Below are 14,000 nucleotides of genomic sequence, written 5' to 3'. Positions count from 1 at the left end.
ATGACCGCGTGCCTGGCACAAACCTGACTCGCGAAGAGGCGCAGCAGCGGGCCGAGCTGCTCACCGTTGACTCGTACGAGATCGATCTCGACCTCTCCGGCGCGCAGGAGGGCGGTACCTTCCGGTCCGTGACCACGGTGCGTTTCGACGTGGCCCGCGGCGGCGCCGAGTCCTTCATCGACCTGGTGGCCCCGGCGGTCCACGAGGTGGTCCTCAACGGCGACCACCTGGACCCGGCCGAGGTCTTCGCCGACTCGCGGATCGCCCTGCCGGGCCTGCTGGAGGGGCGCAACGTGCTGCGGGTGGTCGCGGACTGCGCCTACACCAACACCGGCGAGGGCCTGCACCGCTTCGTGGACCCGGTGGACGAGCAGGCGTACCTGTACACGCAGTTCGAGGTGCCGGACGCCCGCCGGGTGTTCGCCTCCTTCGAGCAGCCGGACCTCAAGGCGACCTTCCGGTTCACGGTGAGGGCGCCCGAGGGCTGGACCGTCGTCTCCAACTCCCCGACGCCCGAGCCGCAGGGCAACGTCTGGTCCTTCGCGCCGACGCCCCGGATCTCGACGTACATCACCGCGCTCATCGCCGGCCCGTACCACTCCGTGCACAGCGTGTACGAGAAGGACGGGCGGAGCGTGCCGCTCGGCATCTACTGCCGGCCCTCGCTCGCCGAGTTCCTCGACTCGGACGCGATCTTCGAAGTGACCCGGCAGGGCTTCGACTGGTTCCAGGAGAAGTTCGACCACGCCTACCCGTTCGAGAAGTACGACCAGCTGTTCGTGCCCGAGTTCAACGCGGGCGCGATGGAGAACGCGGGCGCGGTCACCATCCGCGACCAGTACGTCTTCCGGTCCAAGGTGACCGACGCGGCGTACGAGGTCCGCGCGGAGACCATCCTGCACGAGCTGGCCCACATGTGGTTCGGCGACCTGGTCACCATGGAGTGGTGGAACGACCTGTGGCTGAACGAGTCGTTCGCCACGTACACCTCCATCGCCTGCCAGGCCGCGGCGCCCGGTTCGAAGTGGCCGCACGCGTGGACCACGTTCGCCAACTCGATGAAGACCTGGGCGTACCGGCAGGACCAGCTGCCGTCCACCCACCCGATCATGGCGGACATCCGCGACCTGGACGACGTGCTCGTCAACTTCGACGGCATCACCTACGCCAAGGGCGCGAGCGTGCTCAAGCAGCTCGTCGCGTACGTCGGCGAGGAGGAGTTCTTCAAGGGCGTGCAGGCCTACTTCAAGCGGCACGCGTTCGGCAACACCCGCCTGTCCGACCTGCTGGGCGCCCTGGAGGAGACCTCCGGACGCGATCTGAAGACCTGGTCGAAGAAGTGGCTGGAGACGGCCGGCATCAACGTGCTGCGCCCGGAGATCGCCACCGCGGCCGACGGAACCCTCACGTCCGTCGCCGTCCGGCAGGAGGCGCCGGCCCTGCCCGCCGGCGCGCAGGGCGAGCCGGTCCTGCGCCCGCACCGCATCGCGATCGGCCTGTACGACCTCGACGCCGGATCCGGCAAGCTGGTGCGCACCGAGCGGATCGAGCTGGACGTCGACGGCGAGCTGACCGCCGTGCCGCAGCTGGCGGGCAGGCGCCGCCCGGCCGTGATCCTGCTCAACGACGACGACCTGTCCTACGCCAAGGTCCGCCTGGACGAGGAGTCGCTGAAGACCGTCACCGAGCACCTCGGCGACTTCGCGGAGTCCCTGCCGCGCGCCCTGTGCTGGGCGTCGGCCTGGGACATGACGCGGGACGCGGAGCTGGCCGCCCGCGACTACCTGTCCCTGGTGCTGTCCGGTATCGGCAAGGAGTCCGACATCGGCGTCGTGCAGTCCCTGCACCGCCAGGTCAAGCTGGCCATCGACCTGTACGCCGCCCCGTCCGCCCGCGAGTCGCTGCTGGCCCGCTGGACCGAGGCCACGCTGGCCCACCTGCGCACGGCCGCTCCGGGCAGCGACCACCAGCTGGCCTGGGCGCGGGCGTTCGCGGCGACCGCGCGCACCCCGGAGCAGCTGGACCTGCTGGAGGCCCTGCTGGACGGCACGCAGACGGTCGAGGGCCTGGCCGTGGACACCGAGCTGCGCTGGGCGTTCGTGCAGCGGCTCGCGGCCGTCGGCCGGTACGACGAGGCGGAGATCGCGGCCGAGTACGAGCGGGACCGGACGGCGGCGGGCGAGCGGCACGCGGCCACCGCCCGCGCGGCCCGGCCCACCGCCGAGGCGAAGGCCGAGGCGTGGGCGTCGGTGGTCGACTCCGACAAGCTGCCGAACGCCGTGCAGGAGGCCGTGATCGGCGGGTTCGTGCAGACCGACCAGCGGGAGCTGCTCGCGCCGTACGCGGACCGGTACTTCGAGGCGCTCAAGGGTGTCTGGGAGTCGCGTTCGCACGAGATCGCGCAGCAGATCGCCGTCGGCCTGTACCCCTCCGTGCAGGTCAGCGAGGAGACCCTCGCCAGGACGGACGCCTGGCTGGCCTCGGCCGAGCCGAGCGCGGCCCTGCGCCGCCTCGTCTCGGAGTCCCGCGCGGGCGTCGAACGCGCCCTGAAGGCCCAGGCGGCGGACGCCGCGGCGGCCGGCTGACCCCCTCGGAGGCGCCCGGTGCGACACCGGGCGCCTTCCCGGGCGGGCGCGGGCGACCCGTCTACCGGCGCAGCGCCGGAGCCGCCGGCTCGGGCGCTCCGGAGCGGCGGTGCGCCCCGGCGGAGACGGCCGGCCGGCCCTCGCCGCCGGTCTGCCCGGCCACCGTCGCCCCGAACGCCAGCGCCATGCCCGCCATCTGCACCGGCGTGAGCGTCTGGCCGAGCGCGGCCCAGCCGACGGCCGCCGCGGTCAGCGGGGACAGCGGTCCGAGGAAGCCGGCCTGGGTGGCGGTGAGCCGGCCGATGCCGCGGAACCAGAGCCAGTAGGCGACGGCCGTGTTGGCCAGCGCCAGGTACAGGTAGCCGCCGGCGGCACGGGCGTCGAGCGCGGGCGGGGCGCCCTCGGCCAGGACCGCCGCGGGCAGGATCAGCAGGCCGCCGGCGGTGAGCTGCCAGCCGGTGAGCGCCAGCGGGCCGACCCCGTCGGGACGGCCCCAGCGCTTGGTCAGCACGGTTCCGGCGGCCATGGCGGCCGTGGAGCCGACGGCCGCGAGGACGCCGGCCGGGTCGAGCGCGCCTGCGCCCTTCAGCACGACGAGGCTGACGCCGAACGCGGCCGCCAGCCCGGTGACCAGGGTGCGCGGGGCCGGCCGCTGCCCGAGCAGCAGCGCCGTCAGGCCCACGACGAACAGCGGTCCGGTGGAGCCGACGACCGCGGCCATGCCCCCGGGCAGCCGGTACGCCGCCACGAACAGCAGGGGGAAGAAGGCGCCGATGTTCAGCGCCCCGAGCACGGCCGCCTTGGCCCACCAGGCGCCGCGCGGCAGCACCCGGGTGACGGCGAGCAGCAGCAGACCGGCGGGCAGGGCCCGGATCAGCGCGGTGAACAGGGGGCGGTCCGGCGGCAGGAACTCGGTGGTGACCGCGTAGGTCGTGCCCCAGGAGACCGGGGCGAGCGCGGTGACGGCTATGACGGCGGTTCCGCCCGGGCGACGGATGGCCATGGCAGGCCCCTTCCGGAGAAGCGGGTGGGGGCAGCGCGGTCGCTGCGCGCGCTCTGGACGAGTCCGGACGAGCGCCGATATTTAGCTTATCGGTAAGCTACTTAGCGTCAAGTGTCTTGCAAGTGACTGACTTGCGGCCGACCGGAATCGGACCCATACTCTCCGCATGCAGCGACAGGCAGCGGATTCCGTCGACGCGATCGTGGAGCAGTGGGCGCGGGAGCGCCCCGACCTCGACACCCGGGCGATGGAGGTGTTCGGCCGGATCTTCCGGCTCTCGCGCGCGATGGGCGACCGGATGGAACAGGCGTACAAGCCCTACGGCATCTCCCGCGGGGAGTTCGACGTCCTGGCCACCCTGCGCCGCTCCGGCGAGCCCTACACCCTCTCGCCCCGCCAGTTGTCGGACACCCTGATGCTCACCACCGGCGGGATGACCGGCCGCCTCGACAAGCTGGAACGGGCGGGGCTGCTGCGCCGCTCCCCCGACCCGCACGACCGGCGCGGTCTGCAGGTGACCCTCACCGACGAGGGGCTGCGGCTGATCGACGAGGCGGTCGGCGCGGGCCTGGCGGAGGAGAGCGCCGCGCTGTCCGCCCTGGGCCCGGAACAGGCCGGCCGGCTGGCCGAGCTGCTGCGGGAGCTGCTGAGCGCCACGACCGGGTGACCGGCCGCGGGTGACCGGCCGCGGGTGACCGGCCGCGCGGATGTCCGGCCGCGGGCGGCCGGCCGTGTCAGCCGACGGGGCCGAGGTGCCGGGCCAGGGCCTCCTCGATCTGCGCCGGTGCGGGCCGGTCGGCGGCCCAGGCCGCGTATCCGTCGGGGCGCACCAGCACGGCCGTCCGGCGGGCGCCCGCCCACCGGGCCACGGCCAGCCGGTCCGCACGCCCCGCCCCCGCCTCGTACGGCTCCGGCGTGATCAGCACGAACCGGCCCCCGCGCAGCGCCTCGTGCAGCCGGCCGCCGCCGGCGAGCGCGACGTCCGGGACGCGGGCGCCGGTGAGGCGGTGGGCGCCGCGGGGCGCGGGGTAGCGGTAGCCGACGCCGGTGACCTGCCCGGCGAGCCTGCGCTGCGCCGGACCGACCGCGTCCAGCAGCACGGTGAGGGCCGCGCGGGCCGCCAGCGTCCAGGGGTGCTTGGCCATGGCGAGGCGGACGATGCCGCCGCTGCTGCGCAGCACGGCCCGGCCGACGGGGTGCCGCTCGCTCTGGTAGGTGTCGAGCAGTCCGGCGTCCGCGTGGCCGCCGACGACCGCGGCCAGCTTCCAGCTCAGGTTCGCCGCGTCCTGCAGGCCGGTGTTCATGCCCTGGCCGCCGGCCGGGGTGTGCACGTGCGCGGCGTCCCCGGCGAGGAAGACGCGGCCGGCCCGGTAGGCCGGCGCCTGGCGTTCGTCGCTGTGGAAGCGGGACAGCCAGCGGGCGTCGTGCATGCCGTAGTCCCGGCCCAGGACGAGGCGGGTGATCTCCTTGACCTCGGCGAGCTCGACCGGCTCGGTGTCCGGGACGTCACGGCCGCGCTGCCAGCCGATCACCCGGTAGTAGCCGTCGCCGAAGGGCGCGAGGAAGGCGAACGCGTCGCCGACGGCGTCGGCGGTGAGCAGCGTCGCGGGCTCCTCGGCGAGCCGGACGTCGGCGAGCACGACGGACCGGATCACCGACCGCCCCGGGAAGGGCAGCCCGACGGCCTGCCGGACGGCGCTGCGCATGCCGTCCGCGCCGACGACGTACGCCGCGCGCAGGGTCTCGGCACGGCCGCCGGGTCCGCGGGCCTCGACGGTCACCCCGTCCGCGTCCTGGGTGAGGCCGGTCACCTCGGTCTCGTACCGGAAGCGGGCGCCCGCCTCGACCGCCCGCCGCTCCAGCGCCTTCTCCACCTCGTACTGCGGCAGCACCAGCAGGTGGCGGAAGCGGGAGGGCAGGGCGGAGAGGTCGAGGGTGAGCCGGCCGAAGAGACGGAGGCGGTCGAGCGGCCGGCCGGCGGCCTCCAGTTCCTCGGCGAGTCCGCGCGCGTCGAGCTGTTCGAGGGTGCGGGCGTGCAGGACGAACGCGCGCGAGAGGTTGCTGATCCGGTGGGGGCGCTTCTCCAGGACGGTGACCGGCACGCCCGCGGTGGCGAGGTCACCGGCGAGAAGGAGCCCGGTGGGTCCGGAGCCGACGACGACGATGTTTCCCTGAGTGCCGTTCATGGGGGCCTCCTCGGGCGCCGGGCGCGCCGGCCGGGTCGACGTACGTAGGCCAACGCTTGTTGGCAACAACGGTACGCCGGTGCCGAGGATCGAGTCAACGCTTGTTGGCACACACGTGTTGGCCTACGCTCGTCGGCATGGTCACCCGCCGCTCCGACGCCACCCGTGCCGCCATCCTCGCCGCCGCGCGCGAGCGCTTCGCCGCCGAGGGCTACGAGCGGGCCACCATCCGCGCCGTCGCCAAGGACGCGCGGATCGACCCCTCCATGGTGATGCGGTACTTCGGCAGCAAGGAGGGGCTGTTCGCCGCCGCCGTCGCGGTCGATCTGCGGCTGCCCGACCTGTCGCAGGTGGCGCGCGAGGAGGTGGGCCGCGCGCTGGTCGGCCACTTCCTCGGCCTGTGGGAGGAGAACGAGGAGCTCACGGCCGTCCTCCGGGTCGGGGTCACCAACCCGGCCGGGGCCGAGCGGATGCAGGGGATCTTCCGCGAGCAGCTGCTGCCGGTGGCCCGGCGGGTGTGCCCGGATCCCGAGCAGGCCCCGGCGCGGGCCGCGCTGTGCGCCGCGCAGTTGCTCGGGCTGGCCCTGACCCGCTATGTGCTGCGCCTGGCGCCGGCCCGGGCGCTGACCCGCGAGGAGCTGCTGGCGTGGCTGGCGCCGACGGTCCAGCGGTATCTCACCGCGCCGGAACCCTGAGCGCGGGGCGCGTCGGGGGGCGCGGAAACGCCGGGCGCCGGTCCACCACGGGCAGGCGTGGGCGTACCCGTGGTGGACCGGCGCCCGGCGAAGGAACCGGCGGTCCGGTCAGGCCTTGGCCTGGGCGTCGGACCTGACGTTGATGTTGGACGTGGTCGTGTCCTTCTTGGTGTGGGACCTGTCCAGCACCATCACCAGGCCGGCGATGACGGCGAACAGCACCAGCGGGGCGACGACGTACAGGCCCAGGGTCTCGACGACGCTCAGGCCCTTGCCGGGGTCGTCGCCGTCGTCGCGGGTCAGCGCGAGCGCGGGGGACGACATGAGCAGCATCATCAGCGTCGTACCGGCGGCCAGGGCGCCGGCGCGCAGGGCGTTCTTCTTGTCCACGGTCCCCAAGTTAGCGAACCGCCCGGGAGGGTGCGCGCCCGGGGTGCCGCTAGGGGTCTGGCTCGGACCGGGCCGGCCCCGCGCTGATCCGGACGCCCCCCACACCCCGCGACGCCGGGGGGTACGAGCGACGGGGCCGGGGGCCCGACTCCCCGGGCCGTCGTGCCGGGGAGCGGCGGCCGCGGCCGCGCCGGCCCGCCGCGGCCGGCCCGTCCGCCCCCGCTCAGCCGCCGGACGGGCCGGGCCGGAGCACCTCCAGCAGGGCCCGCAGCCGCGGCGAGGCCACCAGGTCCTCCAGCGGCAGCGGCCGCCCGTCGGCGTCCGCCACCGGCAGGCGCCAGTTCGGGTACTGGTCCCAGGTGCCCGGCAGGTTCTGCGGGCGGCGGTCGCCGGCGCCGTCCGGGAGCCAGACGCCCACCAGGCGGGCGGGGGTGCGCAGCAGGAAGCGGTGGACGGCGCGGATCTCCTCCTCCTCGTCGGAGCCGGGCGGTCCGGCCGCCGGACGGTCCAGCAGGCCGAGACTGCCGAGCAGGGCGAGCCATTCGGCGGCGTCGGCGGCGGCCTCGGCGTGTTCCTCCGCCGCCGGGCGGGTGAGCAGGCCCAGGCGGTCGCGCAGGTCGACGTGGTCGCCGGTGAGCCGGGCCGCGGTGGGCGGCAGGTCGTGGGTGGTGGCGGTGGCCAGGCAGTCGGCGCGCCAGCGTTCGGGCGGCAGCGGGCGGCCGTCGCCCTCCCAGTCCCGCTCGAACCACAGCACCGAGGTGCCGAGGACCCCGCGCCGCTGCAGCGCCTCGCGCACGCCGGGCTCGACGGTGCCGAGGTCCTCGCCGATCACGACGGCCCCGGCGCGGGAGGCCTCCAGGGCGAGGACGGCCAGCATGGCGTCGGCGTCGTAGCGGACGTAGGCGCCCTCGGTGGGCGGGCTGCCCGCGGGGACCCACCAGAGCCGGAACAGGCCCATGACGTGGTCGATGCGCAGGGCGCCGGCGTAGCGGAACAGGGCGCGCAGGAGATCGCGGTAGGGGGCGTACCCGGTGGCGGCGAGCCGGTCGGGGCGCCAGGGCGGCAGGCCCCAGTCCTGGCCGCGGGCGTTGAAGGCGTCGGGCGGCGCGCCGACGGACATGCCGGCGGCGAACACGTCCTGCTGGGCCCAGGCGTCGGCGCCGGACGGGTGCACGCCGACGGCGAGGTCGTGCACGATGCCGACCGGCATGCCCGCCTCGCGGGCCGCGCGCTGGGCGGCGCGGAGCTGGCCGTCGGTGAGCCAGGCGAGGCGGGTGTGGAAGGCGACGCGGTCGGCGAGTTCGGCGCGGGCGCGGGCGGTGGCGGCCGAGCGGGGGTCGCGCAGCCCGTCCGGCCAGCGGTGCCAGTCGGAGCCGTGGATCTCGGCGAGGGCGTACCAGGTGGCGTGGTCGTCCAGGGCTTGTCCGTGTTCGGCGCGGAAGTCGTCGTACGCGGCCTGGCGGCCCGGGCCCAGGGGAACCTCGTGGACGAGTTCCAGCGCCTCCCGCTTCAGCTCCCACACCGCGTCGCGGTCGATCAGGGCGCCCTTGTCGAGGACGTCGGCGCGCAGCCGGCCGGCGCGTTCCAGCAGGGTGTCCAGGCGGTCGCGGTCCCGGACGTACGCGCACTCGGGGACGTCCTCGACGCGCAGGTGGACGGGGTCGGGGAAGCGGCGGGAGGAGGGCCGGTACGGGGACGGGTCGGTGGGGGCGCCGGGCACGGCCGAGTGCAGCGGGTTGACCTGGACGAAGCCGGCGCCGGCGGCGCGTCCGGCCCAGCCGGCCAGTTCGGCGAGGTCGGCGAGGTCGCCCATGCCCCAGGAGCGGCGGGAGAGCAGGGAGTACAGCTGGACGAGGAGGCCGTAGGACCGGCCCTCGGGCGTCGGCAGCCGGTCCGGGGCCACGATGAGATGCGCCTGCCGGCTGCGGCCGTCGGGGGCGGTGGCGGTGAGCCGGTGGACGCCGGGCTCCAGGCCCTCGGTGGTGTCCAGCAGCGTCTCGCCCTGCTCGGTGTCGACGCGCAGCCGGGTGCCGGGCGGCAGCGCGGCCAGGACGGCGGGCAGCGCGGTCGGGCCGGGCCCGGCCGGGGAGGGCGCGGCCGGGGCGGCTGAGCCGTCGTCCGGCCGGCTCACCACCGTCGGCGGCAGCAGGCGTTCGCGCAGTTCCCGGTCGCGGGCGGCGAGGGCGGCGCGGGCGGCCTCCGGGGTGGCCGCGTCGACGCCGAGGGCGGCGAGGGCGGCGACGACCGCGCCGGGCGCGGCGGGGACGGTGCGGCCGGGTCCGGGGCTGTAGGAGGTGGCGACGCCGTGCGACTCGGCGAGCCGGGCCAGCTCGGGCGGCAAAGCGGCGGGGGTGTCGGGGGTGTCGGGGGCCTGGTCCGGCCCGGGGTCGGTCATCTACGACTCCGCGCGGAAGTGGGAGCCGGAGGCGTCCTGCGGGCCGGACGGGCCGCCGGCGTCGGACTCGCTGGTCAGCCGTGCGGCCTCGCGGAGCGGGGGTTCGCTGGTGAGGGGTTCGGCGCCGGGCAGGGGCGGCTCGCTGGTGAGCGGGGCGTGCGCCCGGGAGCCCTCCGCGTCCAGGGCGCACGGGCCCGCGTCCGGGGGTGTCCGCGGGTCGGGGAGCGCGTCGGGGGGCGGTGGCGGACGGTGGTCCGGGGCGGCGGACGGCGCCGGTTCGGAGCGGGCCGGGAACGGAAGGTGTGCCGGAGCGGCCACGGTGGCCTCCTTCTCGGGTACGGCGGCGGAGCGCGGTGCGGCGGACGCGCGGCCGGTGCGGCGCCGCGCCCGGCCGCGGCGTCCGGCGGGTCATCGCGAGCCCTACCCCGTGCGCGCGGCGGCAGACGTACGGCGCCCGATGAGGCAGCTCTTGTCACACTTCGTCCCCGTGCGAGCGCCCCGGCGCGCACGCCGGTGCGCATGGGGCGGGCGAAGCTCTCCCGGGGGCGGGGCGTGCGCGGCTCGTCCCGCAGGGGTCATGCGCGTCACTTCGGCCACATCCGCCACGGCCGAGGCGGGCGGCGCCGCGACCTATGTACCAGCTTGGCGTAAAAGCGACGGGCCGGAAAGCCGAAAAAAGGCACATGGGAGACGGCAATAGAACCAGCCTCCGGGATACAAAAAGTTGACGCTACATGAAGCCCACTGATAGTTTTCGCGCCGGGCCATGATCACTTGGCCACACGGGGGATCGGGGGATGAGGGGGGCTCTCTTTCTTCATCGGTACCTGTCCCGTGCATTCACGAACGAAGGAACAGGGAAAATGAAGCGCAGCGCGCGTATTTCCATGGTCGCCGGCACCGCCGCGGTGATCACCCTGGCACTGGCCCCGATCGCCGAGGCCAACTGGGACAGCTCCATAACCGCCGCCAGCGTGGGCTTCGAGTCGCGCCGCTGGACGGACGAGCTCTACTCGCAGATCACCTTCCACGGCTGCCACACCGACGGCGCCAAGAGCACCGACGTGCAGGTCTGGAACGACATCTCGCTCGCGCCCGACAAGGCCTACGACGCCAAGACGTACACGGCCTGCTTCAACGGCGGTGTGAGCAACGGCGAGTGGACCGACCTGCCGTCGGGCATGCGGGACTACTACTTCAAGATCGCGAAGATCGGCGGCTCCACCTTCGGTCCGCAGCTGACCGTGGACTACCTGGTGGTGGACACCACCAAGGCCGACGGCTGACGAACCCAGCGCCAGGGGCGCCCCGCCGGGGCGCCCCTTGCCGGCCAGCGAGTAGTTCGGTGAGATTCCATGAAATTCAGCACCACCCTGCGCAGCGGTAGTGTGCGGTGGGCCGCCCCGGTCGTCCTGCTTTTGACGGCACTCTATTACGTGTCCGGAGAGACGGCCCCGCTCTCGAGTTATTACCATTACGCGCCCACCATTGTCTCCGCGCCGTTGGAGACGCTTTATGCGCTGGCGTACGCGGTGGCAGCCGCACTGTCCTGCTGGGAAAGCGGCCGGCTGAAAAGCGCGCGGATCTGGGCCCTGGCCCCGGCACGTTCCCGGTACCGGATCGCGGCCAACGCCCTGGTCCCGGTGATCCTGCTCTCCTGGTCCGTCCTGCTCCTCCCGCCGGCGGTCTCACTCGCCCGGTCGGCGACGATGCCGACGCCGGACAGCCTGCGGCTGCCGCTGGCCGGCATGGTGCTGTGCATGGCCCACGCCGTCCTGGGGTTCGCCGTCGGCTGCCTGGTCCCCCGCATCATCGCCACGCCGATCCTGGCCGTGGCCGACTGGATCACCGTGGCCTTCACCCGGGCGGTGCTGCCCTACTGGCCGCGTCATGTCTCGGGGCAGTTCGACGCCGCCGGTTTCGGTGAGGTGCCCGACCTCGTCACCACGGCGGTGCCGGTGCTGCTGGCCGGCGGCATCGCGGTCGGGCTGATGATCCTGTGGCTGCCCCGCGGCTGGTTCGTCCTGCGGGTCGCGGTCGCCGCCGCGGTCGCCGTGGGCGGCGTCCTCGGGGCCTACCGCACGGCCGCCGGCTGGTCGGCCGCGGCGCCGATGAGCACCGGGCACGTGGCGATGAGCTGCGCCGGCAGCGCCCCCCGCCTGTGCGCGCCCGCGTTCGACGCGCGGTACCTGCCGCGCACCCAGCGGGAGACGGCGAAGGCGCTGCGGGTGCTGCGTGACGCCGGGGCGACCTCGGCCCGTCCGACGCTGATCACCGACAGCTACGCCGACGGGCGGCGGCCGCGGCCGTCCACGGCCGCCGAGTGGCGCATGCCGCTGACCGGTTCGATGCGCAGCGGGGACGCCGTGTACCAGGTCGTGGTGCGGTCCCTGCACTTCCGCTGCCAGAAGGTCGACGCCCGCACCGCCCACGCGGTCTGGCTGTGGGCCGCGGTGAAGACCGGGCAGGAGCCGTCGTACCGCAAGCGCCGACAGCGTGAGGACCTGGGCCTCGGCACCCGGAAGCTGGAGCAGCAGGTGCGTTCCGACGTCGCCCGCCTGCTGGCGAAGCCGCGGGCGGAGCAGGCCGCGTGGATCGAGCGGGCGCTCGGGCCCTGCGCGAAGAAGACGCCATGAGGTGGTGGTTGAAGGCCCGCAAGGGCCACACGCTGCTGCCGCTCGCCCTGGTCTCGTTCGTCACGGCGCTCTACGCGGTGCGGGACGTGACGGTGCTGCTGCCCTCCATCACCGGCAGCCCCCAGGTCGCCCTGTCCCTGTTCGTCCCCGTCCCGCTGTTCGCCTTCCTCATGGCGATGCTCGAATCACGGCTGCCGGCGGCGGAGATCTCCGGCGTGCGGCCCCTGACGCGGCTCGACAACACGCTCGTCACCGCGACCCTGGCCACCGCCGTGCTGCTGAGCGCTCTCGTCGCCGGCCTGGAGGCGACGGCCGCGCCGCTGACCGGCGGCCGCAACGCCCTGTTCCTGACCGGTCTGATGCTGATGGGACGGGCCTGGGCCGGTCAGGCCGCGGTGATGTACCCCGTGGCCTGGCTGGTCACCGTCGTCGCGATCGGTTTCCGCGGTAACGTGCCCCGCCCCTGGACCGTCATCGCGCTCCCCGCGGACGACCCGTTTGCGGCAGCCGCCTCCCTGGTGGTGTTCGCCCTCGGCCTCGCCGCCCAGATCCGCTCGTCGAGGAAAACAGCGTGACTCTCGAACTCACCCACTGCACCTACGGTTACCGGCGCTGGAAGCAGCCGGTGCTGCGGGACTTCTCCTACACCCTGCCGGACGGCCTCACCGTCCTGCTCGGCCCCAACGGCGCCGGCAAGTCCACCCTGCTGAAGCTCGCCGCCTCGGTGACCAGGCCGCAGAAGGGGCACGTGACCCTGGACGGCGCGCCGGCGGGCACCGCGGAGTACCGGCGGGCCGTGGCCTGGATGCCCCAGGACATCGTGCCCATGCCCACCCTCACGGCGCGCGAGTACGTCGCCTACATCGGCTGGCTGAAGGGCATGACCCGCGCCGACGCCTGGAAGCACGCCCGCAAGGCCCTGACGCGGGTCGAGCTGGCCGACAAGGCCGACGCCCGCACCAGCCAGCTCTCCGGCGGCCAGCTGCGGCGCGTCGGCGTCGCGGGGGCGCTCGTGCACGGCGCGCGGGTGCTGCTGCTGGACGAGCCGACGGCCGGCATGGACCCGTACCAGCGCCGTGTGTTCCGCGACATCCTGCGCGGGCTCACCGACGACGTGCGGGTCCTGCTGTCCACCCACGACGTCGCCGACCTCGCGGAGGAGGCGGACCACGTCACCGTCATGTACGGGGGCGCGGTCCTGCACCACGGGGACACCGGCACGTTCCTCGCCCACACCCCGCCGGGGACGCTGGAGGGCCGCGCCGCCGAAGGGGCGTACACCGCCCTGCTGCGCGACCGGGGTGTCGCCGCCTGATCCGCCGGAGGCGGAGGGGCCCGGGCCGGCTAGGCGGAGATGCCGTCGATCCGGGCCAGGGCGTCGTCGGCGCCGTACGGCTGCAGATAGGGCAGCCAGCGCGGGTCCCGGTGGCCGGTGCCGATGATGCGCCAGGCCAGGCCGGTCGGCGGCGCCGGTTTGTGCCGCAGCCGCCAGCCCAGTTCGACGAGGTGGCGGTCGGCCTTGACGTGGTTGCAGCGGCGGCACGAGGCCACCACGTTGTCCCAGACGTGCTTGCCCCCGCGGCTGCGCGGGACGACGTGGTCGACGCTGGTTGCGACGCCACCGCAGTACATGCACCGGCCCCCGTCGCGGGCGAACAGCGCCCGCCGGGTCAGAGGAACGGGCCCCCGATAGGGAACCCGGACGAATCGCTTGAGCCGGACCACGCTGGGTGCGGGGACTGTGACGGTCGCGCTGTGCAGGTAGGCGCCGGACTCCTCGAGGCAGACGGCCTTGTTCTCGAGGACGAGGACGAGCGCGCGGCGGAGCGGTACGACGCCGAGCGGCTCGTACGACGCGTTGAGGACCAGGACATGCGGCACGGGTGCCTCCTTGGGCGTCGGCGGCGCGTGGCTCGCGCCGGGACGATCTGCAGTCAGTCTCCCCTCATGCCTGGTGGAAGCGCCACCATGTCCCGGTAACGGGCTGGGAGTGTTTTCGACCACACGGGTGTCACTCCCCGGATCATGGCCCGTTCAAGCCCGCGTGAGCCGTGTCTCTCCTTCACGCCTCCTGTGCAGATCGGCACGAGGCACGCACAATGCCCCGTTA

At 74.4% G+C, this 14,000-nt stretch carries 13 protein-coding genes; 7 read left to right on the top strand and 6 right to left on the bottom strand.

Features of this window, described 5'->3' with window-relative positions:
- The first annotated feature begins 8 nt into the window (after positions 1-8).
- Entirely contained in the window at positions 9-2,585 is a 2,577-nt protein-coding gene (gene pepN / locus ABZ261_RS08325; RefSeq protein WP_356856602.1) for an aminopeptidase N, read from the top strand.
- A gap of 61 nt (positions 2,586-2,646) precedes the next feature.
- Here pepN and ABZ261_RS08320 read toward each other — a convergent pair whose 3' ends face one another.
- Positions 2,647-3,588: an EamA family transporter gene (locus ABZ261_RS08320; protein ID WP_356856600.1), complete on the bottom strand. Its 942-nt coding sequence runs from the start codon at positions 3,586-3,588 to the stop codon at positions 2,647-2,649.
- Positions 3,589-3,754: 166 nt separating this feature from the next.
- Here ABZ261_RS08320 and ABZ261_RS08315 point away from each other — a divergent pair, with 166 nt between their 5' ends.
- The gene (locus ABZ261_RS08315) at positions 3,755-4,255 is read left to right on the top strand and encodes a MarR family transcriptional regulator (RefSeq protein WP_356856598.1); all 501 of its coding nucleotides are present in this window, start codon (positions 3,755-3,757) and stop codon (positions 4,253-4,255) included.
- A gap of 67 nt (positions 4,256-4,322) precedes the next feature.
- Here the strand turns inward: ABZ261_RS08315 and ABZ261_RS08310 are convergent, their stop codons facing one another.
- Positions 4,323-5,774, bottom strand: coding sequence for an FAD-dependent monooxygenase (locus ABZ261_RS08310; protein ID WP_356856596.1), 1,452 nt, complete (start codon positions 5,772-5,774; stop codon positions 4,323-4,325).
- Between the two features lie 137 nt (positions 5,775-5,911).
- Between ABZ261_RS08310 and ABZ261_RS08305 the strand changes: the two genes are divergently transcribed.
- On the top strand, positions 5,912-6,469 hold the full coding sequence (locus ABZ261_RS08305; RefSeq protein WP_356856594.1) for a TetR family transcriptional regulator: 558 nt from the start codon (positions 5,912-5,914) through the stop codon (positions 6,467-6,469).
- A gap of 108 nt (positions 6,470-6,577) precedes the next feature.
- Here ABZ261_RS08305 and ABZ261_RS08300 read toward each other — a convergent pair whose 3' ends face one another.
- From ABZ261_RS08300 to ABZ261_RS08290, 3 genes are all read right to left on the bottom strand, one after another.
- On the bottom strand, positions 6,578-6,859 hold the full coding sequence (locus tag ABZ261_RS08300; protein ID WP_356856592.1) for a hypothetical protein: 282 nt from the start codon (positions 6,857-6,859) through the stop codon (positions 6,578-6,580).
- Between the two features lie 223 nt (positions 6,860-7,082).
- The gene (gene malQ, locus ABZ261_RS08295) at positions 7,083-9,254 is read right to left on the bottom strand and encodes a 4-alpha-glucanotransferase (RefSeq protein WP_356856590.1); all 2,172 of its coding nucleotides are present in this window, start codon (positions 9,252-9,254) and stop codon (positions 7,083-7,085) included.
- Complete coding sequence (locus ABZ261_RS08290) at positions 9,255-9,572, bottom strand: hypothetical protein (RefSeq protein ID WP_356856588.1); 318 nt, start codon at positions 9,570-9,572, stop codon at positions 9,255-9,257.
- Positions 9,573-10,117: 545 nt separating this feature from the next.
- On the opposite strand from ABZ261_RS08290, the gene ABZ261_RS08285 reads away from it, so the two are divergent.
- The 4 genes from ABZ261_RS08285 to ABZ261_RS08270 all read left to right on the top strand — a co-directional run bounded on the left by ABZ261_RS08285 (position 10,118) and on the right by ABZ261_RS08270 (position 13,205).
- Positions 10,118-10,540: a hypothetical protein gene (locus ABZ261_RS08285; protein ID WP_356856586.1), complete on the top strand. Its 423-nt coding sequence runs from the start codon at positions 10,118-10,120 to the stop codon at positions 10,538-10,540.
- A gap of 216 nt (positions 10,541-10,756) precedes the next feature.
- Complete coding sequence (locus ABZ261_RS08280) at positions 10,757-11,890, top strand: hypothetical protein (RefSeq protein WP_356856584.1); 1,134 nt, start codon at positions 10,757-10,759, stop codon at positions 11,888-11,890.
- On the top strand, positions 11,887-12,465 hold the full coding sequence (locus ABZ261_RS08275; protein WP_356856582.1) for a hypothetical protein: 579 nt from the start codon (positions 11,887-11,889) through the stop codon (positions 12,463-12,465). Before ABZ261_RS08280 ends, ABZ261_RS08275 begins: the two co-directional genes overlap by 4 nt.
- Positions 12,462-13,205, top strand: a complete 744-nt coding sequence (locus ABZ261_RS08270) for an ATP-binding cassette domain-containing protein (RefSeq protein ID WP_356856580.1) — start codon at positions 12,462-12,464, stop codon at positions 13,203-13,205. Before ABZ261_RS08275 ends, ABZ261_RS08270 begins: the two co-directional genes overlap by 4 nt.
- Positions 13,206-13,234: 29 nt before the next feature.
- Here the strand turns inward: ABZ261_RS08270 and ABZ261_RS08265 are convergent, their stop codons facing one another.
- Complete coding sequence (locus ABZ261_RS08265) at positions 13,235-13,771, bottom strand: HNH endonuclease (protein WP_356856578.1); 537 nt, start codon at positions 13,769-13,771, stop codon at positions 13,235-13,237.
- Between the last annotated feature and the right edge of the window lie 229 nt (positions 13,772-14,000).

The sequence above is a fragment of the Streptomyces sp. NPDC006193 genome (assembly GCF_040613915.1).
Lineage (GTDB): Bacteria > Actinomycetota > Actinomycetes > Streptomycetales > Streptomycetaceae > Streptomyces.
The sequence above is the reverse complement of the archived record's forward strand: the minus strand, read 5'-3'. Positions and strand labels throughout refer to the sequence as shown.